Origin of the sequence: Streptomyces taklimakanensis, assembly GCF_009709575.1 — a bacterium.
Taxonomy (GTDB): Bacteria; Actinomycetota; Actinomycetes; order Streptomycetales; family Streptomycetaceae; genus Streptomyces; species Streptomyces taklimakanensis.
Genome location: NZ_WIXO01000001.1, coordinates 356,803 through 379,434, shown reverse-complemented (window position 1 = coordinate 379,434; position 22,632 = coordinate 356,803). Strand labels below are relative to the sequence as shown.

Annotated in this window: 19 protein-coding genes; 17 read left to right on the top strand and 2 right to left on the bottom strand. The window is 73.3% G+C overall.

What is annotated here, in order from left to right:
- Nucleotides 1-274: 274 nt before the first annotated feature.
- The 16 genes from F0L17_RS01625 (at nt 275) to F0L17_RS01550 (ending at nt 20,293) form a co-directional block, all read left to right on the top strand.
- Entirely contained in the window at nt 275-1,462 is a 1,188-nt protein-coding gene (locus tag F0L17_RS01625) for an ROK family transcriptional regulator (RefSeq protein WP_155073001.1), read from the top strand.
- A 248-nt stretch (nt 1,463-1,710) separates the two neighbouring features.
- Entirely contained in the window at nt 1,711-3,267 is a 1,557-nt protein-coding gene (locus F0L17_RS01620) for a sugar ABC transporter ATP-binding protein (RefSeq protein ID WP_155069443.1), read from the top strand.
- A complete protein-coding gene (locus F0L17_RS01615; RefSeq protein WP_420802366.1) occupies nt 3,261-4,313 on the top strand; it encodes an ABC transporter permease in 1,053 nt (350 codons plus the stop codon). The genes F0L17_RS01620 and F0L17_RS01615 overlap by 7 nt, the downstream gene beginning before the upstream one ends.
- Before the next feature lie 79 nt (nt 4,314-4,392).
- Nucleotides 4,393-5,442: a substrate-binding domain-containing protein gene (locus tag F0L17_RS01610; RefSeq protein ID WP_155069441.1), complete on the top strand. Its 1,050-nt coding sequence runs from the start codon at nt 4,393-4,395 to the stop codon at nt 5,440-5,442.
- A gap of 80 nt (nt 5,443-5,522) precedes the next feature.
- Nucleotides 5,523-6,746, top strand: coding sequence for a Gfo/Idh/MocA family protein (locus F0L17_RS01605; RefSeq protein ID WP_155069439.1), 1,224 nt, complete (start codon nt 5,523-5,525; stop codon nt 6,744-6,746).
- A 24-nt stretch (nt 6,747-6,770) separates the two neighbouring features.
- Entirely contained in the window at nt 6,771-7,778 is a 1,008-nt protein-coding gene (locus tag F0L17_RS01600) for a TIM barrel protein (RefSeq protein ID WP_162465648.1), read from the top strand.
- A 238-nt stretch (nt 7,779-8,016) separates the two neighbouring features.
- A complete protein-coding gene (locus F0L17_RS01595; protein WP_338017914.1) occupies nt 8,017-10,479 on the top strand; it encodes a PQQ-dependent sugar dehydrogenase in 2,463 nt (820 codons plus the stop codon).
- Nucleotides 10,480-10,622: 143 nt separating this feature from the next.
- Entirely contained in the window at nt 10,623-11,966 is a 1,344-nt protein-coding gene (locus tag F0L17_RS01590; protein WP_155069435.1) for a ThuA domain-containing protein, read from the top strand.
- A gap of 172 nt (nt 11,967-12,138) precedes the next feature.
- Complete coding sequence (locus F0L17_RS01585; RefSeq protein WP_155069433.1) at nt 12,139-13,332, top strand: inositol-3-phosphate synthase; 1,194 nt, start codon at nt 12,139-12,141, stop codon at nt 13,330-13,332.
- Complete coding sequence (locus F0L17_RS01580; RefSeq protein ID WP_338017913.1) at nt 13,329-14,234, top strand: SCO3242 family prenyltransferase; 906 nt, start codon at nt 13,329-13,331, stop codon at nt 14,232-14,234. The genes F0L17_RS01585 and F0L17_RS01580 overlap by 4 nt, the downstream gene beginning before the upstream one ends.
- A complete protein-coding gene (locus F0L17_RS01575) occupies nt 14,231-15,100 on the top strand; it encodes a sugar phosphate isomerase/epimerase family protein (protein ID WP_155069431.1) in 870 nt (289 codons plus the stop codon). Before F0L17_RS01580 ends, F0L17_RS01575 begins: the two co-directional genes overlap by 4 nt.
- Nucleotides 15,094-15,774 (top strand): EboA domain-containing protein, encoded by a 681-nt coding sequence (locus F0L17_RS01570; protein ID WP_338017912.1) that lies wholly within the window; start codon nt 15,094-15,096, stop codon nt 15,772-15,774. The genes F0L17_RS01575 and F0L17_RS01570 overlap by 7 nt, the downstream gene beginning before the upstream one ends.
- The gene (locus F0L17_RS01565; protein WP_155069429.1) at nt 15,774-16,622 is read left to right on the top strand and encodes a TatD family hydrolase; all 849 of its coding nucleotides are present in this window, start codon (nt 15,774-15,776) and stop codon (nt 16,620-16,622) included. The genes F0L17_RS01570 and F0L17_RS01565 overlap by 1 nt, the downstream gene beginning before the upstream one ends.
- A gap of 3 nt (nt 16,623-16,625) precedes the next feature.
- Nucleotides 16,626-17,810 (top strand): metabolite traffic protein EboE, encoded by a 1,185-nt coding sequence (eboE, locus tag F0L17_RS01560; protein ID WP_155069426.1) that lies wholly within the window; start codon nt 16,626-16,628, stop codon nt 17,808-17,810.
- Nucleotides 17,807-19,219, top strand: coding sequence for an alkaline phosphatase family protein (locus F0L17_RS01555; protein ID WP_162465646.1), 1,413 nt, complete (start codon nt 17,807-17,809; stop codon nt 19,217-19,219). Before eboE ends, F0L17_RS01555 begins: the two co-directional genes overlap by 4 nt.
- A 54-nt stretch (nt 19,220-19,273) precedes the next feature.
- On the top strand, nt 19,274-20,293 hold the full coding sequence (locus tag F0L17_RS01550) for a sugar phosphate isomerase/epimerase family protein (protein WP_155069424.1): 1,020 nt from the start codon (nt 19,274-19,276) through the stop codon (nt 20,291-20,293).
- A 42-nt stretch (nt 20,294-20,335) separates the two neighbouring features.
- On the opposite strand, the gene F0L17_RS01545 is transcribed toward F0L17_RS01550, so the two are convergent.
- The gene (locus F0L17_RS01545; protein ID WP_155069422.1) at nt 20,336-20,971 is read right to left on the bottom strand and encodes a DUF4291 domain-containing protein; all 636 of its coding nucleotides are present in this window, start codon (nt 20,969-20,971) and stop codon (nt 20,336-20,338) included.
- Nucleotides 20,972-21,180: 209 nt separating this feature from the next.
- Here F0L17_RS01545 and F0L17_RS01540 point away from each other — a divergent pair, with 209 nt between their 5' ends.
- Nucleotides 21,181-21,441 (top strand): DUF3072 domain-containing protein, encoded by a 261-nt coding sequence (locus tag F0L17_RS01540; protein ID WP_155069420.1) that lies wholly within the window; start codon nt 21,181-21,183, stop codon nt 21,439-21,441.
- A gap of 27 nt (nt 21,442-21,468) precedes the next feature.
- Here F0L17_RS01540 and F0L17_RS01535 read toward each other — a convergent pair whose 3' ends face one another.
- Complete coding sequence (locus F0L17_RS01535) at nt 21,469-22,482, bottom strand: multicopper oxidase domain-containing protein (protein WP_155069418.1); 1,014 nt, start codon at nt 22,480-22,482, stop codon at nt 21,469-21,471.
- Nucleotides 22,483-22,632: the final 150 nt, after the last annotated feature.

Genomic DNA, 22,632 nt, shown 5'->3' with positions numbered 1-22,632 from the left:
TGTCGGACGAGGGCCCACACAGTCAGCATATCTACACAAAAGGGATATTTCTCTCTGTGGGTGGTCGACGCGGGGGAGGGGTGCGGAACGCCGCCCCCCTCTTTGTCCTGCGCGCGGAAAAAGTCGAGAGGGAACGCCGCACAACTTCTTCCCCACTCCGACAGGCGCTGCTATGTTCCCCCGTGAAAGCCCGGCGGAACCGAAGACGTTCCCCGGCGGACCGGCACGGCGTTTCCCCCGGCGCGGACAGCGAGAGGAGGGCGGCTTGAGACGGATGACGGCACGGCCCGCGAACCCGCACCAGGCCCGACTGCTCCGCCTGCTGCGCGACGGAGGCCCCAACTCCCGTGCCCAGCTGGGCGACCAGGTCGAGCTCTCCCGTTCCAAGCTGGCCGTGGAGATCGACCGCCTGCTGGAGACCGGTCTGGTGGTGGCCGACGGACTCGCCGCCTCGCGCGGTGGGCGCCGTTCCCACAACATCCGGCTCGCGCCGGGGCTGCGTTTCCTGGGCATCGACATCGGTGCCACCTCGGTCGACGTGGCCGTCACCAACGCCGAACTGGAGATCCTCGGCCACCTCAACCAGCCCATGGACGTCCGGGAGGGGCCGGTCGCCGTCTTCGAGCAGGCCCTGACCATGGCGGCCAAGCTCCGCGCCACCGGAGCGGCCGAGGGGTTCGACGGCGCGGGCGTCGGAGTGCCCGGTCCGGTCCGGTTCCCCGAGGGCGTCCCGGTCGCACCGCCGATCATGCCCGGCTGGGACGGCTTCCCGGTCCGGGAGGTGCTCAGCCAGGAGTTGGGCTGCCCCGTCATGGTCGACAACGACGTGAACCTCATGGCGCTGGGGGAGCGGCACGCGGGCGTGGCCCGATCGGTGCAGGACCTCCTCTGCGTCAAGATCGGCACCGGCATCGGCTGTGGCATCGTCGCGGGGGGCGAGGTCTACCGCGGCGCCACGGGCAGCGCCGGCGACATCGGACACATCCAGGTGGAACACGGTTCGCAGGGCCGCCAGTGCGCCTGCGGCAACCGAGGCTGCCTGGAGGCGTACTTCGGCGGCGCGGCGCTGGCGCGCGACGCCGAGGAGGCCGCACGGGAGGGCCGGTCACCCGAACTGGCCTCCCGGCTGGAGACGGCGGGACGGTTGACGGCCGCCGACGTGGCGGCCGCCGCGGCGGCGGGGGACACCGCGTCCCTCGGTCTCATCCGCGACGGCGGCGACCGCATCGGTCAGGTCGTCGCCGGTCTCGTCAGCTTCTTCAACCCCGGCCTGGTGGTGATCGGCGGTGGTGTGACCGGTCTCGGCCACACCCTGCTGGCCGGCATCCGCACCCAGGTCTACCGCCAGTCCCTGCCCCTGGCCACCGGAAACCTCCCCATCGTCCTCGGTGAGCTGGGACCCGTCGCCGGAGTCATCGGCGCGGCCCGGCTCATCAGCGACCACCTGTTCTCCCCGGCCTGACGGCCGGTCACGGCACCGCCCCTCCGACATCCGCCTCCCGTCCCCGCGACGCACCGCGACCGCACCACGGCACCACGGCACCGCCGCACCACCCCACCACGGCACCACCGTGCGCACCCCCGCGTCCGCACCGTGCGCCCCGCACCACACCGCGTCCGGCGGTGCCGCACCACACCCGGCCCCGCCCCGAGACCTGCCCTGAACCGGCCCTGTCCACCTCACCGGCCGAACCAGCCGAGGAGTCCGCCATGGCACCAGAGCACGATCCGCCGGATCCCGCCTCCGGCTCGCCCTCCCCTTCGACGCCCCTGCTGGCGACGGCCGGCATCACCAAGTCCTTCCCCGGCGTCCGCGCCCTCGACGGGGTCGACCTCGACGTCCTCCCCGGAGAGGTGCACTGCCTGCTGGGCCAGAACGGGGCCGGCAAGTCCACCCTGATCAAGGTGCTCGCCGGAGTCCACCAACCCGACGGCGGGGAGATCACCTGGCGCGGCGAGGCGGTCCGCCCGAAATCGCCCGTCGCCGCCGTGCGGCTGGGCATCGCCACCATCCACCAGGAACTGGACCTGGTGGAGCACCTGTCGGTGGCCGAGAACGTCTTCCTCGGCCATGAGAGGGCCACCGCCGGGTTCGTCCGGTCCCGTGAGGCCCGCGCCCGCACCGCGTCCCTCCTGGCCCGGCTCGGTCACGGCGAGATCGCCCCGGACACCCCCGTCGGCGCGCTGCCCGCGGCCGGCCGGCAGATCGTCTCCATGGCCCGCGCCCTCTCCCACCGGGCACGCCTGATCGTGATGGACGAACCGTCCGCCGCGCTCGGCCCCGACGAGGTGGACAACCTCTTCCGCGTCGTGGCCTCCCTCACCGCCGACGGGGTCGCCGTCCTCTACATCTCCCACCGGATGGAGGAGATCCGCCGCATCGGCGACCGCGTCACCGTGCTCAAGGACGGCCGCACCGCCGCCCGCGGCCTGCCCGCCCGCACCACACCCACCCGCGACCTCGTCTCCCTGATGACCGGACGCGACGTGGAGTACGTCTTCCCCGAACGTCCTCCCGGTCCGCCTCGAACCGAACCGGTGCTGCGGGTCGAGGGCCTGGCGCGCGCGGGGGAGTTCGCGCCGCTGGACCTCCAGGTGCGTCCCGGGGAGATCGTGGGTCTGGCCGGGCTGGTCGGCTCCGGGCGTTCGGAGATCCTGGAGACGATCTACGGAGCCCGCCGCCCCGACGCCGGCCGGGTCCTGGTCGACGGGCGCCCCCTGCGCCCCGGCAGCGTCACCGCCGCCGTCCGCGCCGGGCTCGGGCTCGCGCCCGAGGAGCGCAAGACCCAGGGGCTGTTGATGCTGGAGTCCGTCACCCGCAACGTGACCCTGGCGTGCCTGTCCCGCTACGCCCGCGGCGGATGGCTGGACCGCGCCCGCGAACGCACCGCCGCCCACACGGCCGTCCGTGAGCTGTCCCTGCGCCCCGACGATCCGGACCGCCCGGTGCGCACCCTCTCCGGCGGCAACCAACAGAAGGCCGTCCTGGCGCGCTGGCTGCTGCGCGACTGCCGGGTCCTGCTGTTGGACGAGCCCACCCGCGGCGTCGACGTCGGAGCCCGTGCCGAACTGTACGCGCTGATCCGCCGGTTGGCCGGGGCGGGACGGGCCGTGCTGCTGGTCTCCAGTGAAGTGCCCGAGGTGCTCGGCCTGGCCGACCGGGTGCTGGTGCTGCGCGAGGGACACGTCGTCCACACCGCCCCCGCCCGGGAGCTCGACGAGCACCGGGTCCTCGACCTCGTCATGGAAGGGAGCACGCAGTGCTGAGCGCCGCGCCCGCCGGGAAGCCGCCGAAGGACCCCGCAGGGAACCCCGACGGGGACGAGGCCGTCCCCGCGCCCCCGTCCCGCGGGAGTCGGATCGGGTCCGTGCCGATCGACCTGCACCACCTGTCCCTGTTCGGTGTCCTGGCGGTGTTGGTGGCCGTCGGCGCCGTCACCGTGCCCGAGCAGTTCCTGAGCACCGGGAACCTCCAGCTCGTCCTCACCCAGGCGTCCGTCATCGGCGTCGTCACCGTCGGCGTCACCTTCGTGATCATCGGAGGCGGCATCGACCTGTCCGTCGGCGCGATCGTCGCCCTGGCCTCGGTGTGGGCGACCACGGTGGCCACCCAGGAGTTCGGGCTGGGCGGGATGCTGCTGTGCGCGCTGCTGGTCGGACTCGGTTGCGGGCTGGTCAACGGCGTGCTCGTCGCCTACGGACCGATGGTCCCCTTCATCGCCACCCTGGCCATGCTCGCCTCGGCCCGCGGCCTGGCCCTGCAGATCAGCGACGGCAAGACCCAGGTCGTCGAGGTCGACGCGGTGCTGGAGCTCGGGCTGCGCGACGCCTACGTGTTGGGCGTGCCGCCCCTGGTGCTGATCTTCGCCGCCGTCACGCTGGCCGGATGGCTGCTGCTGGGGCGCACCACCTTCGGCCGCCGTACCGTCGCCGTCGGCGGGAACGCCGAGGCCGCCCGGCTGGCGGGCATCGACGTCAGGCGGCACCGGCTGCTGCTGTACCTGCTGTCCGGGCTGTGCTGCGGCATCGCCGCCTTCATGCTGATCGTCCTCACCGGCTCCGGCCAGAACACCAACGGCAACCTCTACGAGCTCGACGCCATCGCCGCGGCGATCATCGGCGGCACCCTCCTCAGCGGGGGTCGCGGCACCATCACCGGCTCCGTCCTGGGCGTCCTGATCTTCACCACCATCACCAACCTGTTCGCCCTCAACAACCTCCAGAGCGACGTCCAGCAGATCGCCAAGGGAGCGATCATCGTCGCCGCCGTCCTGGTCCAGCACCGCACCGCGCGCGGTGGCACCTCCACCTGACCGCCACCCGACCGTCTCCGTCCGCCTCCCCGGACGCCCCTTTCGCCCACAGCCCCACACGTTGAACGAAGGGTCTGTCATGTCCACATTCTCCCTACCCAGTCGCAGAGGGCTGCTGTTCGGCACCGCCGCGGTCTCCGCCGGCGCCCTCCTGACCGGCTGCACCAGCAACGAGAACAACGACGCGGAGGACACCGACGCCCGCCGGGCCGACGCCGCCGACGACGCGCCGGGGAAGCCGGTGACCATCGGCTTCGCCGGTCCGCAGGCCGACCACGGCTGGCTCAACGCCATCAACGAGATGGCCACCGAGCGCGCCGGGACGTACTCCGACGTCACCCTGGAGGCCACCGAGGGGTCCAACGACACCGCCCAGCAGATCGGTCAGATCGAAACCCTCATCAACAAGAAGGTCGACGTCCTGGTCGTCCTCCCGGCCGACGGCAAGGCCCTCACCCAGGTCGGGTTGAAGGCCATGGACGCGGGCATCCCCGTGGTCAACCTCGACCGGATCTTCGCCTCCCCGCAGGCGTACCGCTGCTGGATCGGCGGCGACAACTACGGCATGGGACTCAACGCCGGGCGCTACATCGGCGAGAGGCTCAAGGACAAGGAGAACGCCAAGGTCGTCGAGTTGGCCGGGCTGGACAACCTGGAGCTGACCCGGCAGCGCACCCAGGGCTTCGACGACGCGCTGAAGAACTACCCCAACATCGAGAAGGTCGCCCGCCAGGCCGCCGAGTTCACCGTCGAGTCCGGCCAGGCCAAGATGGCCCAGTTGCTGCGCGCCGTCCCCGAGTTCGACGCGCTGTGGAACCACGACGACGACCAGGGCGTGGGCGCCGAACGCGCCATCCAGCAGGCCGGGCGCGACGAGTTCTTCATGGTCGGCGGGGCGGGTTCGAAGCACGCCATGGACGCGATCAAGGCGGACGACACCGTGCTGAAGGCCACCGTGCTCTACCCGCCCACCATGGCCGCGTCCGCCATCGACCTGGCCCGCGCGCTCGGGCAGGGCAAGGGGATCGGCGGGCTCGCCGAGTTCGAGATCCCGGCCTCCCTCACCCTCTACTCCGCCGTCGTCACCAAGGACAACGTCGAGCAGTACCTGCCGACCGGCTTCCGGTGATCCGTACCCGGACGGCCCCCGTCGGAGCGGGGGCCGTCCGGGTACGGATCCGACGACGCGGACGACGATTTGGAGACCCCATGGACGTTTCCGACAACGAGAGCAAGCGGCCCACCCTCGGTGTGGGCATGGTGGGCTACGCCTTCATGGGCGCCGTCCACTCCCAGGCCTGGCGCACCGTCGCCCACGTCTACGACCTACCGCTGAGCCCCGTGATGTCCGCCGTGTGCGGTCGGGACGCGGACGCGGTGCGTGCCGCGGCGGACCGGTTGGGATGGGCCGCGGCCGAAACCGACTGGCGGGAGCTGATCGCCCGCGACGACGTCCAGCTCGTCGACGTCTGCACCCCCGGCAACAGCCACGCCGAGATCGCCATCGCCGCTCTGGAGGCGGGCAAGCACGTCCTGTGCGAGAAACCGCTGGCCAACAGCGTGGCGGAGGCGGAGGCCATGGCCGATGCCGCCCGAGCCGCCCGGCGGCGCGGACAGCTGGCCGTGGTGGGGTTCAACTACCGGCGCCTGCCGGCCCTGGCCCTGGCCCGCCGGATGGTGGAGACGGGACGGATCGGGGAGCTGCGGCACGTGCGGGTCACCTACCTCCAGGACTGGCTCACCGACCCACAGGCCCCGCTGACCTGGCGGTTGCGCCGGGAACAGGCCGGCTCCGGAGCGCTGGGGGACATCGGCTCCCACGCCATCGACATCGCCCAGTACCTGGCGGGCGAGCCGTTGACCGGGGTCTCCGCGCTGACCGAGACCTTCGTGCGGGAACGACCGCTGCCCGAGGGGCCCGTCACGGGGCTGTCGGGCACCGGGGGCGACCGGCGGGGCGAGGTCACCGTGGACGACGCCGCCCTGATCACCGGGCGACTCGCCTCCGGGGCGCTGGCCTCCTTCGAGGCCACCCGGTTCGCCACCGGACGCAAGAACGCGCTGCGCGTCGAGCTCAACGGGGAGCGCGGATCGCTCGTCTTCGACCTGGAGCGCCTCAACGAGCTGTACCTCTACGACGGCACCGAGCCGGCGTCCACCGCCGGGTTCCGCCGCATCCTGGCCACCGAGCCCGACCACCCCTACCTGGAAGGCTGGTGGCCGCCCGGCCACGGCCTCGGCTACGAACACAGCTTCGTCCACCAGGCGCGGGACCTGCTGTGCGCCGTCGCCGCCGGGGAGCAGCCCGAGCCGTCCTTCGACGACGGCCTCCGGGTGCAGCGGGTGCTGGCCGCGGTCGAGGAGAGCGCCGCGAACAACTCCGCCTACACCCCCGTGCCGCCGGTGACACCGGCGGCCCCCGTTCCCGCCTGACGCGTTCTTCGAGGAGGAGGCACCGTGCCCCGACCCTTCACCCTGTTCACCGGGCAGTGGGCGGACCTGCCGCTGGAGGAGGTCTGCCGCCTGGCCCGGGACTTCGGCTACGACGGACTGGAACTGGCCTGCTGGGGCGACCACTTCGAGGTGGACCGGGCCCTGAACGAGTCCGGCTACCTCGCCGGACGCCGCGCCCTGTTGGAGAAGTACGGCCTGAGGTGCTGGGCGATCTCCAACCACCTGGTCGGGCAGGCCGTGTGCGACGCGATCGTCGACGAGCGGCACCGGGCCATCCTGCCCGCCCGGATCTGGGGCGACGGCGAGCCCGAGGGAGTGCGGCGGCGGGCCGCCGCCGAGATGGCCGACACCGCCCGCGCCGCCGCGGCCTTCGGCGTGCGCACCGTCGTCGGTTTCACCGGTTCGGCCATCTGGCACCTGGTCGCGATGTTCCCGCCGGCGTCGGAGGCGATGATCGAACGGGGCTACACCGACTTCGCCGACCGCTGGAACCCGATCCTGGACGTCTTCGACACCGAGGGCGTCCGCTTCGCCCACGAGGTCCACCCCGGCGAGATCGCCTACGACTACTGGACCACCCACCGGGCGCTCCGGGCCGTCGACCACCGTCCCGCCTTCGGGCTGAACTTCGACCCCAGTCACTTCGTGTGGCAGGACCTGGACCCCGTCGGTTTCCTGTACGACTTCCGCGATCGCGTCTACCACGTGGACTGCAAGGAGGCGAGGAAGCGGCTGGACGGCCGCAACGGCCGGCTGGGCTCCCACCTGCCCTGGGGCGACCCCCGGCGCGGCTGGGACTTCGTCTCGGCCGGACACGGCGACGTGGCCTGGGAGGACGTCTTCCGGATGCTGCGCTCGATCGACTACGAGGGACCGATCTCGGTGGAGTGGGAGGACGCCGGGATGGACCGGCTCCAGGGCGCGCCCGAGGCCCTGGCCCGGTTGCGGGCGTACGACTTCGAGCCTCCGTCGGCCTCCTTCGACGCCGCCTTCGGAGGCGCCGAGGACTGACGTCCGGCCCGGTGACCGGCCCGGCGGCGCGGTGTGCCGCCGGGCGGCTCCGCCCTGCCCGTCTCCGCTTTGTCCAGGTGGAGAGGAAAGGCGGACGGCCATATGTCAAAGGGGTTTCCGAATCGGACAAAGCTCGTTACGGTCCTTTGAGATGTACCGGTCACCCCGCCCCTCCCGGACCGGCCCCGGCGCGACGGCGCGCGCCTGTCACACCCCGTCATCCCACCGGAGGACACCCGTGCACAGGAAACGGCCCAGACCCCGCACAGCCCTCGCGGCCCTCACCGGCGCGCTCCTCGTCGGCGCGACCCTCACCCTCACCACCCCGCAGGCCGGTGCCCGGACCGACCACACCGACCGACCCGCCACCACGGCAGAGCAGTTCCAACAGGTCACCCTCGCCCGGGGCGCCGCCGAGACGGGCGAACCCATGTCGCTGGCCGTCCTCCCCGACCGCTCCGTGCTCCACACCTCCCGCGACGGTACGCTCCGGATCACCGACGCCGCCGGCAACACCCGCGTCTCCGGAAGGATCCCCGTCTACACCCACGACGAGGAGGGACTCCAGGGCGTCGGCGTCGACCCGGACTTCACCGAGAACCGGGCGATCTACCTCTACTACGCGCCGCCGCTGGACACCCCGCCCGGCGACGCCCCCGACGAGGGCACGGCCGAGGACTTCGCCCCCTTCGACGGGGTCAACCGCCTCTCCCGATTCGTGTTGAGGACCGACGGCACCCTCGACCTCGGCAGCGAGAGAAAGGTCCTCGACGTCCCCGCCACCCGCGGCATCTGCTGTCACGTCGGCGGCGACATCGACTTCGACGCCGAGGGCAACCTGTACCTGTCCACCGGCGACGACTCCAACCCGTTCGCCTCCGACGGCTACACCCCCATCGACGAGCGGGCGAACCGCAACCCCGCCTACGACGCCCAGCGGACCTCCGGCAACACCGACGACCTGCGGGGCAAGATCCTGCGCATCAAGGTCGCGGACGACGGCTCGTACACGATCCCCGAGGGCAACCTCTTCGCGCCCGGCACGGAGCGGACCCGCCCCGAGATCTACGCCATGGGCTTCCGCAACCCCTTCCGGATGAGCGTCGACCGGGCCACCGGCATCGTCTACGTCGGCGACTACGGCCCCGACGCCGGCGCCGCCGACCCCGCCCGCGGCCCCGCCGGACAGGTCGAGTTCGCCCGGGTCACCGCACCCGGCAACTTCGGCTGGCCGTACTGCACCGGCGACAACGACGCGTACGTCGACCACGACTTCGCCACCGGCACCTCCGGCGAGCCCTTCGACTGCGCCGCGCCGAGGAACACCTCGCCGAACAACACCGGTCTCACCGACCTGCCGCCCGCCCAGCCCGCCTGGATCCCCTACGACGGAGACTCCCTGCCCGAGTTCGGCAGCGGTTCCGAGTCCCCGATGGCCGGCCCGGTCTACCGCTACGACCCCGACCTGGACTCCCCGGTGAAGTTCCCCGAGGCATACGACGGGGACTTCTTCGCGGGCGAGTTCGGACGGCGCTGGATCAAGCGGATCGAACACGACGCCGACGGCACCGTCCGGGCCATCGACGACCTCCCCTGGACCGGCACCCAGATCATGGACATGGCCTTCGGCCCGGACGGCGCGCTGTACGTCCTCGACTACGGCCTGTCCTGGTTCGGCGGCGACGAGAACTCCGCTCTCTACCGCATCGAGAACGCCACCGACGGACACTCGCCGGTCGCCCGGGCGGAGGTCGACCGCACCTCCGGCCGGGCCCCGCTGAAGGTCTCCTTCTCCTCGGCCGGCAGCTCGGACGCCGACGGCGACGCGCTGACCCACTCCTGGGACTTCGGCGACGGCGGTACGTCCACCGAGGCCAACCCCACCCACACCTACCGGAGGAACGGCACCTACACCGCCACCGTGACCGTCGAGGACCCCTCCGGGCGCACCGGATCGGCCTCCGTCCACCTCACCGTCGGCAACACCGCCCCCGAGGTCACCCTCGAACTGCCCGGCGACGGAGAACTGTTCACCTTCGGCGACGAGGTGCCCTTCAAGGTGAAGGTGAGGGACCCCGAGGACGGGAGGATCGACTGCTCCCGGGTCAAGGTCACCCACATCCTCGGCCACGACAACCACGGACACCCCATCACCTCGGCCACCGGCTGCTCCGGCACCATCAAGACCAGCGCCGACAGCGAACACGACCCGAACGCCAACATCTTCGGGGTCTTCGACGCCGAGTACACCGACCTGGGCGGAGGCGGTCAGCCGGCGCTGACCACGCACGACCAGAACGTCGCCCAGCCCAGGCACCGACAGGCCGAGCACCACGGCGCGTCCCAGGGCGTCAGCGTCGTGGAGCACGCCCCGGCGCACGGCGGCCGGGCGGTCGGGAACATCCACGACGGCGACTGGATCGCCTTCACCCCCTACCGTCTCGAGAACGCCACGTCCCTCACCGCGCGGGTGGCCTCCGCCGGGTCCGGCGGCACCCTGGAGGTCCGCACCGGATCGCCCACCGGCAGGCTGATCGGCTCCGTCGAGGTCGAACCGACCGGCGGCTGGGAGACCTACACCGACGTCACCACGCCCCTGAAGCGGACACCGCCTGGGACCACCACGCTCTACCTGGTCTTCACGGGCAGTGGCGGCGGAGCGCTCTACGACGTCGACGACTTCGTCCTCACCACCCGCTGACCGGACTCCGCCTTTCGTGCCCCGGACACCGGTGTCCGGGGCACGAAAGGCGGAACCCACCCGGGCAGGCACCCCGGACCGATTCCCGCGCCGGGGCGAGCGACCGACGGGCCCGCCCGCCCCGCCCGAGGAAGGACATCCGCATGCGCATCCCCACACGCCTCGCCACCGCGGCGGGCGCCGCGACGCTGCTGTCGGCCGTCGCCGCCCTGCCCGGCAGCGCCGCCCAGCCGGACCCGCACGGCCCCCGCGCGGGGGAGGGCCACGTCCTGGTCTTCTCCAAGACCGCCGGCTTCCGCCACGACTCCATCCCCGACGGCATCGCCGCCATCGAGGAGCTGGGAGAGGAGCACGGATTCACCGTCGACGCCACCGAGGACTCCGGCGCCTTCACCCGGGGGAACCTCGCCCGCTACGACGCCGTCGTCTTCCTCTCCACCACCGGTGACGTCCTGAACACCGTCCAGCAGAAGGCCTTCGAGCACTACATCCGGGAGGGCGGCGGTTACGTGGGCGTCCACGCGGCCGCCGACACCGAGTACGACTGGCCCTTCTACGGCGGGCTCGTCGGCGCCTACTTCCACTCCCACCCGCACATCCAACGGGCCACCGTCGACGTCGAGGACCGGGCGCACCCCGCGACCGCCCACCTGGACGCCGCCTGGGAGCGCACCGACGAGTGGTACAACTACCGCACCAACCCCCGCGAGGCGGTCCACGTCCTCGCCACACTCGACGAGTCCTCCTACACCGGCGGCACCATGGGGGAGGACCACCCCATCGCCTGGTGCCGGACCCACCGGGGCGGCCGCGCCTTCCACACCGGTGGCGGGCACACCCGGGAGTCCTACGCGGAACCCGCCTTCCGCGCCCACCTGCTGGGCGGCATCCGCTACGCCACCGGCGCGGCCCACGCCGACTGCCGCCCGGAGAACGGCTACACCCCGCTCTTCGACGGCACCGGGACCGAGGGGTGGAAACAGGCCGGGCCGGGCTCCTTCACCCTGGAGGACGGCACCCTGACCTCCACCGGGGGGATGGGCATGCTCTGGTACGAAGCCAGGGAGTTCCGCTCCTACTCCCTCAAGCTCGACTGGAGGACGTCCGGGGACGACAACTCCGGTGTCTTCGTGGGCTTCCCGGCCTCCGACGACCCCTGGTCGGCGGTGCACAACGGCTACGAGATCCAGATCGACGCCACCGACGTCCCGGAGCGGACCACCGGATCGGTGTACGGCTTCCGCTCCGCCGACCTCGAAGCCCGTGACCGGGCCCTCAACCCGCCGGGGGAGTGGAACACCTACGAGATCCGCGTCACCGGCGAGCGGCTGACGGTCCGACTCAACGGCGTGAAGATCAACGACTTCACCAACACCGATCCCGCGCGCAGCCTGCGCCAAGGACACATCGGCCTCCAGAACCACGGGGACGGCGACGAGGTGTCCTTCCGGAACGTCCGCGTGAGGGAACTGCCGGCCGGGAGCTGACCCGCCGTCCCCACAGGTCCGGTCGCCGTCGGCCCGCGGGGGGCCGCGGCGGCTCCGGCGGCGGGCGGGGGACCGCCGACCCACCGCCCGCCGCCGACCCCCACGCCCCACCCCGCCGTTCCCCGAGCCCCGCCCGAGCAGTGCCGCGCCACTCACCCCACGGGAGGCAGCCATGACCACCGACCGCCCCGACCAGCCCTCCTTCGCCGCCACCGACTCCGGTACCCACGGCGAGACCGGGCCGCACGGACCCCCCAGACCCCGCACCGGGGTCTGGCTGCTCGGCGCGCGCGGATCCGTCGGCACCACCGTGACGGCCGGCTGGGCGGCGGTCACCGCGGGGCTGCACCCGCCCACCGGCATGGTCACCGAGACCGCGCCCTTCGCCGGTTGCGGACTGCCGCCCCTGGCGGACCTGGTCATCGGCGGCCACGACACCTCCGGCTGCCCCCTGCCCAAACGCGCCGAGGCCCTGGTGACGGGCGGCGTCCTGCCCCACGGACTCCCGGCCGCCGTCCACGCCGAACTGGCCGCCGTCGACGCCGCCATCCGCCCCGGCGGACCCCGGCCCGGTGAGGACCGCACCGACGAGGAGATGATCGACTCCTTCGCCGCCGACCTCGCCGCCTTCACGACCGACCACGGGCTCGACCGCACCGTCGTCGTCAACGTCGCCACCACCGAGCCGGTCCCCGCGCCCGGCGACGACCGCCTGCCGCCCAGTTCCCTCTACGCGGCCGCCGCCCTCCGCGCCGGCTGCCCCTACGTCAACTTCACCCCCTCCGCCGGACTGCGCCATCCCGCGCTGGCGGACGCGGTCGCCCACCGCGGGCTGCCCCACGCGGGCCGCGACGGCAAGACCGGGCAGACCCTGCTGCGGTCGGTGCTCGCGCCGATGTTCCTCCACCGGGCCCTCACGGTGCGCGCCTGGTCCGGAACCAACCTCCTCGGCGGCGGGGACGGCGCCGCCCTCGCCGACCCCGCCGCCGCGGCGGCCAAGAACGCGGGCAAGGCCCGGGTGCTGGCCGACACCCTCGGCTCGGTCCCCGAGGGGAGGGTCCACATCGACGACGTGCCGTCCCTCGGCGACTGGAAGACCGCCTGGGACCACATCGCCTTCGAGGGGTTCCTCGGCTCCCGGATGGTCCTGCAGACCATCTGGCAGGGGTGCGACTCCGCACTGGCCGCGCCCCTCGTCCTCGACCTCGCCCGGCTGGTCGCGGCCGCCCACGCCACCGGAATCTCCGGCCCCCTCCCCGAACTGGGTTTCTTCTTCAAGGACCCGGATCCGGGCGCCCCGTCCGACCTGGCCGAGCAGTGGCGCGCCCTGCTCGCCTTCGCCGACCGCCTCCGGGGGGAGTCGTGAACGCGCGCGGGAGCGGACGGCGACGGGCCTGGGCCGAGCTGCTGCGGGTCTCCGCCCTGTGCACCGTCCCCGGCGACGTCCTCGCCGGCGCGGCCGCCGCCGGACGGGCCCCCGGCCGCCGTGGCGCGCTCGCCGCCGGCGCCTCCGTCTGCCTCTACGAGGCGGGCATGGCGCTCAACGACTGGGCCGACCGCGACGTCGACGCCGCCGAGCGTCCCCACCGGCCGCTGCCGTCCGGCCGCGTGACCCCCGGCGCGGCCCTGGCCGCCGCGACCGGGCTCACCGTCGCCGGGCTGGGCCTGGCCGCGGCGGCCGGCCGGCCCGCCCTGGTCACGGCCGGCGCCCTGGCCGGCACGGTGTGGGCCTACGACCTGCGGCTGAAGAACACCCCGGCCGGCCCCCTGGCCATGGCCGGCGCCCGTGCCCTGGATCTCCTCCTCGGCGCGACGGCCACGGCGCCGGCCGTGCGGGACGCGCGCCACGCCGTGCGGCGCGCCCTGCCGTCGGCCGCGCTGCTCGGCGCCCACACCCTCGCCGTCACCGCCGTCTCCCGACACGAGGAGCGGGGCGGCACGGCCCTGCCCCCGTTGGCCGCGCTGGCCACCACGGCCGCGGTCTCCCGCGCCCTGGCCGGCCGTCCCGCCCGGCCCGAAGGGCTCCGCTCGTCCGCCACCGCCGGGCTCTGCATCGCGTACGGCGCCACCGCCGCCCGACCGTACGTCCACGCCGCCCTCAACCCGTCGCCGCACCTCACCCGGCGGGCCGTCGGCGGCGGGATCCGCGCCATGATCCCGCTCCAGGCCGCGCTCGCCGCGCGCGCCGGCGCGCCGACGCTCGGACTGCCGCTGCTCGCGCTGCTGCCGATCGCCCGCCGCCTGTCCCGAAAGGTCAGTCCCACATGACCCGCCTGCGCTTGGCCTACGGCACCAACGGACTCGCCGACCTGCGCCTCGACGACGCCCTCGACCTGCTCGCCGACCTCGGCTACGACGGCGTCGGCCTGACCCTCGACCACATGCACCTGGATCCGCTCGCCCCGGCCCCCGAACTGGCCTCCCGCACCCGGCACGTCGCCCGTCGACTGGACCGCCTGGGGCTGGCCGTCGCCGTCGAGACCGGGGCGCGCTACGTGCTCGACCCACGCCGCAAACACCACCCCACCCTCCTCGATCCGGACCCCGACGCCCGCACCGCGCGCGTGGAACTGCTGCTGACGGCCGTACGGATCGCCGGAGACCTCGGTGCGACGGCCGTGCACTGCTTCAGCGGGCGCACCCCGCCCGACACCGATCCGGAGACGGCCTGGAAACGGTTGGCGGAGACCGTCGCCCCCGTCCTGGCGGCGGCCCGCGCCGCGGGCGTCCCGCTCGCGGTCGAACCCGAACCGGGCCACCTCCTCGCCGACCTGGCCGGCTTCCACCGCCTGCGCACGGACCTCGGCGACCCCGACGGGCTGGGCCTGACCCTGGACATCGGCCACTGCCAGTGCCTGGAGCCGGACCCGCCCGCCGACTGCGTCCGTGCCGCCGCGCCCTGGCTGCGCCACGTCCAGATCGAGGACATGCGCCGCGGAGTCCACGAACACCTGCCCTTCGGCGCGGGGGAGATCGACTTCCCCCCGGTGCTGGCCGCGCTCCACGAGGCCGGGTACGGCGGCCTGGTCGGCGTCGAACTGCCCCGCGACTCCCACGCCGGCCCCGAGCTGGCCGCCGCGTCCATCGCCTTCCTCCGCGATGCGGACCGGACCGCCGGAGGCGCACCGTGCTGACCGACGGCACCGTCGCCGGCCTCCGGAGGGAGATCGCGGCACGGCTGGATCGGGCGGGCCGGGAATGGCTGGACCGGGCCCTGGCCGAGGCCGTGCGAGCGGCCGAGGACGGAGCGGGGGAGGCCCCGCGCACCGGGCCCCCCGCCTGGGAGCTCCGCTTCGCGTCCGCCGGCCGCCACTGCCGCCCCACCGCCGCCACCGCGCCGGTCGGCGCCGCCGCCACCGACACGGCCGACGCCGCGCGCGTGCTGCTGCTCCGGACGGCACGGGCCGACGCCGCCACCCTGGCGCGACTGTACGGGCACGGAACCGCCGCCGAACGGCGCGCCGTCCTGCTCGCCCTGCCCCACCTCGACGTCGGCCAAGGTGCCGTACCGATCGTCGAGGACGCCCTGCGCACCAACGACACCACCCTGGTGGCCGCGGCCGTCGGCCCGTACGCCGCGGAACACATCGACGCCCACGCCTGGCGCCACGCCGTCCTGAAATGCCTGTTCACCGGCGTGCCGGTGTCCGCCGTGGCCGGCCTGGAGGAGCGCGCCCGCGGCGACGCCGAACTGGCACGGATGCTCCGCGACCACGCGGCCGAGCGCGCCGCCGCCGGCCGTGCCGTCCCCGACGACCTCCACCGCGTGCTGGACCTGGCCGCCACCCCCCACCCCGAGGAGGGCTGATGCGCATCTTCGACCCGCACATCCACATGACCTCCCGCACCACCGACGACTACGAGGCCATGTACGCCGCCGGGGTCCGGGCCGTCGTCGAACCGTCCTTCTGGCTCGGCCAACCCCGTACCTCGCCCGAGAGCTTCCTCGACTACTTCGACTCCCTCCTGGGCTGGGAGCCCTTCCGCGCCGCCCAGTACGGCATCGCCCACCACTGCACCATCGCCCTGAACCCCAAGGAGGCCAACGACCCGCGCTGCGTCCCCGTCCTGGAGGCGCTGCCCCGCTACCTCGTCAAGGACGGTGTCGTCGCCGTCGGCGAGATCGGCTACGACTCGATGACGCCGGCCGAGGACACCGCCCTGGCCGCCCAGCTCCAACTCGCCGCCGACCACGACCTGCCCGCGCTCGTCCACACCCCCCACCGCGACAAGCTCGCCGGGCTGCTCCGCACCCTCGACGTCGTGCGGGAGTCCGCGCTCCCCGTCGAGCACGTCCTGCTCGACCACCTCAACGAGACGACGGTGAGGGAGGCCAAGGACGCCGGTTGCTGGCTCGGCTTCTCCGTCTACCCCGACACCAAGATGGACGAGGACCGCATGGTCGCGATCCTCAAGGCGTACGGCCCGGAGAAGGTGCTGGTCAACTCGGCCGCCGACTGGGGCAGGAGCGACCCGTTGAAGACCCGCGGGGTCGGCGACGCCATGCTCGCCGCCGGCTTCGACGAGGACGACGTCGATCGGGTGCTGTGGCGCAACCCGGTCGCCTTCTTCGGTATCGGCGGCCGTCTCGATCTCGACGTGGCGGACCCCGGAGCGACCCACGAGGGCAACTCCATCCTGCGCGGGGGGGAGTGAGCGATGCGCTTCCGCCACCCCGACGGCTCCACCGTCCACCTCGCCTACTGCACCAACGTCCATCCCGCCGAGAACCTCGACGGCGTCCTCGCCCAGCTCCGGGACCACTGCGAGCCGGTTCGCCGCCGACTGGGCCGCGACCGGCTCGGCATCGGACTGTGGCTCGCCCGCGACGCGGCCCGCGCGCTGATCGCCGACCCCGCCGCCGTCCGTGCCCTGCGCGCCGAACTCGACCGCTGCGGCCTGGAGGTCGTCACCCTCAACGGGTTCCCCTACCGGGGGTTCGGCGACCAGGTCGTCAAACACCGCGTCTACCGGCCCGACTGGACCGAACCGGCCCGCCTGGAACACACCACCGACCTCGTCCGGCTGCTCGCGGCGCTGCTGCCCGACGACGTCACCGAGGGCAGTGTCTCCACCCTGCCGCTCGCCTGGCGCACCGGCTTCGACGCCCACCGCGCCGAGACCGCGCACGGCGCGCTCACCACCCTCGCCGGCCGGCTCGGCGCCCTGCGGGAGCTGACCGGCCGATCCGTCCGCATCGGGTTGGAGCCGGAGCCCGGCTGCGCCGTCGAGACCACCGCCGACGCCGTCCGCGCCCTCACGGCCCGCGGAGCCCCGCCGCGCGAGTGGGTCGGCGTCTGCCTGGACACCTGCCACCTGGCCACCGTGTTCGAAGAACCCGACCAGGCCCTGGACGGGCTGGCCTCGGCCGGGGTCCCCATCGTCAAGGCCCAGCTCTCGACCGCCCTCCACGCCGACGACCCGCACGAACCGGCCGTACGGGAAGCGCTCGCCGCCTTCGCCGAACCGAGGTTCCTGCACCAGACCCGCACCCGCGCCCCCGACGGCACCGTCCTGGGCACCGACGACCTCGACCGGGCCCTCGCCGCCGACGGCCCCCTGCCCGCCACCGGCCCCTGGCGCGCCCACTTCCACATGCCCCTGCACGCCGCCCCCGAGTCCCCGCTCACCTCCACCCTGCCCGTGCTGCGCGCCACCCTGGCCCGGCTCGTCGGCGGTCCCGCGCCCCTCACCCACCACCTGGAGGTGGAGACCTACACCTGGCAGGCCCTCCCGCCCGCACTGCGCCCCCGCACCCGGGCGCAGCTCGCCGACGGCATCGCCGCCGAACTCGGCCTCGCCCGCGACCTGCTGACCGATCTCGGCCTCAAGGAGCTGCCGTGAGCCCGGACCCGCGACCGGCCCCGGCCACGGGCCGCCGACCCGCCCCGCTCCTCGTCCTCGACGTCGTGGGCCTCACCCCCCGACTGCTGGAGCACATGCCCCGCCTGCGCGCCCTGGCCGAGACCGGCTCCCGCGCGTCCCTGGGCACCGTGCTGCCCGCCGTCACCTGCTCCGCCCAGGCCACCTTCCTCACCGGCACCACCCCCGCCGAGCACGGCATCGTCGGCAACGGCTGGTACTTCCGCGACCTCGGCGAGGTGCTGCTGTGGCGGCAGCACAACCGCCTCGTCGGCGGCGACAGGCTGTGGGACGCCGCCCGCCGCGTCCACCCCGGCTACACGGTGGCCAACATCTGTTGGTGGTACGCCATGGGCGCCGACACCGACTACACCGTCACCCCGCGCCCCGTCTACCGCGCCGACGGGCGCAAGGAACCCGACTGCTACACCCGGCCCCCCGCCCTGCACGACGAGCTCACCGACGAGCTGGGCACCTTCCCGCTGTTCCACTACTGGGGCCCGGGCGCCGACCTGACCTCCTCGCGGTGGATCGTCGACGCCACCCGACACGTCCTGCGCACCCGCGCCCTTGACCTCGTCCTGACCTACGTCCCCCACCTGGACTACGACCTCCAGCGCCACGGCCCCGACGACCCGCGCTCCCTCGCCGCCGCCGCCGACCTGGACCGGATCCTGGCGCCGCTGCTGGACGACGCCCGTGCCGAGGGACGCACGGTCGTCGTCCTCTCCGAGTACGGCATCACCGCCGTCGACCGACCCGTGGACGTCAACCGGGCCCTGCGCCGGGCCGGACTGCTGGAGGTCCACACCCAGGACGGCATGGAGTACCTGGACCCGACGGCTTCCCGGGCCTTCGCCGTCGCCGACCACCAGATCGCCCACGTCTACGTCCGCCGCCCCGAGGACCTCGACGCCACCCGCGCCGCCCTCGACGGCCTGCCCGGCGTCGAACGCCTCCTCGACGACGAGGGCAAGAAGGCCCACGGCCTGGACCATCCCCGCTCCGGGGAGTTGGTGGCGATCGCCGAACCCGGTGCCTGGTTCACCTACTACTACTGGCTCGACGACGCCCGCGCCCCCGACTTCGCCCGCACCGTCGAGATCCACCGCAAGCCCGGCTACGACCCGGCCGAGCTCTTCATGGACCCCCTCGACCCGTACGTCCGTCTCCGGGCGGCCTCCGCGCTCGCCCGCAAGAAACTCGGCCTGCGCTACCGGATGGCGGTCGTCCCCCTGGACCCGTCGTCCGTGCGCGGCAGCCACGGCCGTCCGCCCGCCGGCGAGGACGACGGACCGGTGCTGCTGTGCTCCCGGCCCGGCGTCGCCGCCGGCACCCTCGCCGCGACCGACGTCAAACCCCTTCTGCTCGATCTCGCCGGGCTCTCCTGACGCCCCCCACCGAACCCGCCGAAACCGCCGCCGGACCACCCAAGGAGTCACGACATGACCTCGAACGACGATCTCGCCCACGCCCTGCGACGCCGGGGATTCCTCGGTGTCGCGGCCGGAGGTGCCGCCGCCCTGCTCGGAGCGGTCGGTGGCGGCACCGCGACGGCCGCCCCCGCCGAGTCCCACCGCCCCGCCCGCCGGCTGGTCCCCCGGGGCCGGCTGGGCATCCAGCTCTACAGCCTCCGCGACCAGGTCTCCACCGTCGGCTTCGCCCGCGTCTTCGAGGAACTGCGACGCCACGGCTACGAGGAGGTGGAGTTCGCCGGTTACACCCAGGGCTCGGCGGGACCCATCTCCCTGCGGCGGCTGCGTCGCCTGGTCCGCGACAACGGGCTGCGGGCCGTCGGCAGCCACGTCGGCTACCACTCCTCCGACCCGAACGCCTACACCTTCGCCACCAATCTGGAGAAGGTCCTCGACGACGCCCAGGAGCTGGGGCTGCGGCACATCGGCACCGCCAGCGGGCCGTTCCGCTACGGCTCCACGGTGGACGCCTGGAAGCGGGCCGCCGAGGACTTCAACACCTACGGCGCCGCCGCCCGCGCCCGCGGCATGACGTTCTACCAGCACAACCACGCCGAGGAGTTCTCCTTCGCCTCCGACCGGCCCGACGTGCGCCTGTACGACGTGCTGTTGGCCGAGACCGACCCCGACCTGGTCCACCTGGAGATGGACATCTACTGGGCGTACTGCGGGCAGTTCCGCTTCGGCGTCCGCCCCGACGGCGTGCCCGCGCCCTTCGACCCGATCGACTACGTCCTGGCCGCCCCGCACCGCTACCCGCTCTTCCACGTGAAGGACGGCGAGGAGGACCCGTCGGCCCGCGACGGCTACCGCATGACGGACGTCGGTGACGGCGACATCGACTACGAGCGGTTCATCGGCGGTGTGGAGCGGCTCTCCCGCCGCCGCGGCCACCACTGGATCGCCGAGCACGACAACCCCGGCGACTCCCTCCGCTTCGCCCGCCGTTCCGCCGCCCACCTGCGATCGCTGCGTGAGGACGGCTGCTGAACGCGGCTTACGCGATGAGTCGTCGCGATCGGCGGGCCTGGCTCACCGGTGCAGGTGGGCCAGGAACCCGTCGTTCACGGGGTAGGGGCTCTCCCGGGGCAGGAGTTTCCGGGCGCCGTCCAGGTCTCCGTTCCGTACCTGGGCGTGGACGGTGTGGGCGAGCGGTGTGATGTCGGCGATGGAGACGATCCACTCGTCGGCGTAGAGACGTGCGGCCTCGCCGGCGAGGCCGAGCTGGAGCGACCGGTGGGGAAGGGGCCGGAGGCGCAGGTCGCGTTCGGGGTCCCACTGCACCCGGGCGGGAGCCTGCCGCAGCCGGCGTTTCCACGTGGCACGGTCGGCGTGGAGCCCCCGTTCGTAGTGGGAAAGGCAGGCGTGTTCCAGTGCCCACTCGAAGCCTTCCCGGGTGATCTCGACGGCGAGGACGGTTTCCTGGCCGCTCTTGGTGCCCCATCCGCAGCGGTACATCATCCACAGGAACGACGGCTTGATCCATGTCATCCGGTTCCGCCGCCACGTCGCCGGGAAACGGCCCTCCCGGGCTGCGGGCAGACCGATGTCCGGCGGATACGCCTGGTAGACGGTGATCGTGGAGTCCGTGTGCAGGGCTCGAATCCGGTGCTCGGGTTCTGTCACGCGGACCAGGATGGGCACACCGCCTCGCGGGTGCCACCGCATTACCGCGGCGGGAGGTCGCCGAGTCCGCGGCAGCGGACGAGGCCGCGAGCGATGCCGGCGGAAGGTCGGGAGGCGGACGGCTCCGTGCTCGTGGCGCCGGCGCGGACGGCGGCGTCCGGCGGGCCGGGCGGGTGATTTCCCCTGTCCGGACACGGTGGGCGCGCGTCCGGGAGGTGACACCGACGGCGACGTGGGGTACCCGCTCCGGCATGACGGAACAGAACCCGGACAAGGACGTCGAGGACTGGGTCACCGGAGAGGAACCGGCGACCGGTCCGCAGCTGAGCTATCTGGAGACCCTCGCCCGGGAGGCGGGCGAGGAGGTCCCCGAGAACCTGACGAAGGCGCAGGCGTCGCGGATGATCGACCGTCTCCGGGGACGGTCGCCCAGGACGGCCGGGCAGGAGGGCGACGGAGACACCCGGGGTGCGGGAGACGACGGGGGGACGGAGGAGGGCCGCGCCTCCTGACCCCGGGGCGCCTGTCCGCCGGGCCGGTCAGGGGTGCTCGTGTCCGGGGGGACGGTGCGGTTCGTGCCCGGGGACGGTGCCGTCGGGCTTGGCGACGAGGAACAGACCGGCCATGCCCATGTCGGAGTGGCTCTGGACGTGACAGTGGTACATCCAGGCCCCGGCGCCCACGTTCTCCCCGGCGATCACCTGGAAGCCGAACGAGTCCGCCGGGCCGGTGATCTTGTTGTCGACGACGCGGCTGGGGTCGTCGGGCCCTTCCAGCAGGCCCGTGCGGTTGTCCGCCCAGCGGTGACCGTGGATGTGGAACGTGTGGTAGTACTCGCCGTGCGTGATCATGACGACCTCGACCCGGTCGCCCACGGTCGCCTCGAAGTCCGGGGTGTCGCCGGCCGTCCTGTTGTTGATCGTCATGTCGTTGAAGACGATGGTGAACTGCCTGTCCGGCAGCACGTCGCCCTTCCGGCGGACCACCACCGGCCCGTACAGGCCCCGACGGATGCCGCCGGTGCCGTGGTCGGTGCCGACGACGTGGTCGTGGTAGTGCCAGTAGCCGGCGCTGCCCGGCCGCCAGGTGCCGTCCTTGCGTTTTCCGGGTTCGTGGGTGCGCCAGGTGTAGGTGCGCCTGCCGCCCGGCGGCACGGTGCTGCGGTTCATCCGGGTGCCGTCGTTGGCGGTGTCGTAGTCGACGCCGTGCACGTGGAGGCTGACCTCCACGTCCGTGGTGTTCTCGAACTCGATGTGCAGGGTGTCGCCCTCGACCAGTTCGATCATCGGGCCGGGAATGGTCGCCGCGCCCTTCTCCAGGCCGTAGCCCATCTGCCCGTCGGGCAGGTTCTCCGCGTACATCCGCAGGTGTCGCACCTCGCCCCCGGCCCGCGCCCGGCGGACCGTCCCCCTCGCGGCCGGTGCTGCCGCCTCCGCCGCGGGGGCGGGGGCGGCCGAGGCCAGGACGGTCGGGACCGCGGCGGCGGCCGCGCCGCCGGCCAGGAGACTCCTGCTGAAGATGCGTCGGGGGATGTTGCCGGCTGCCTCGGTCATCGCTCTCCCAACTGCGCCGATGGGCGGGGGCTGACGGACGTGTGGACGGCGGGACAGACGTCACGGTAGAACGGTGATCTTCGTTCGTCCACATCCAAGACAAAGTTCGTCCATTGGTGGCCGTAGCTATTGGCGAACCGTCAAAAGGGG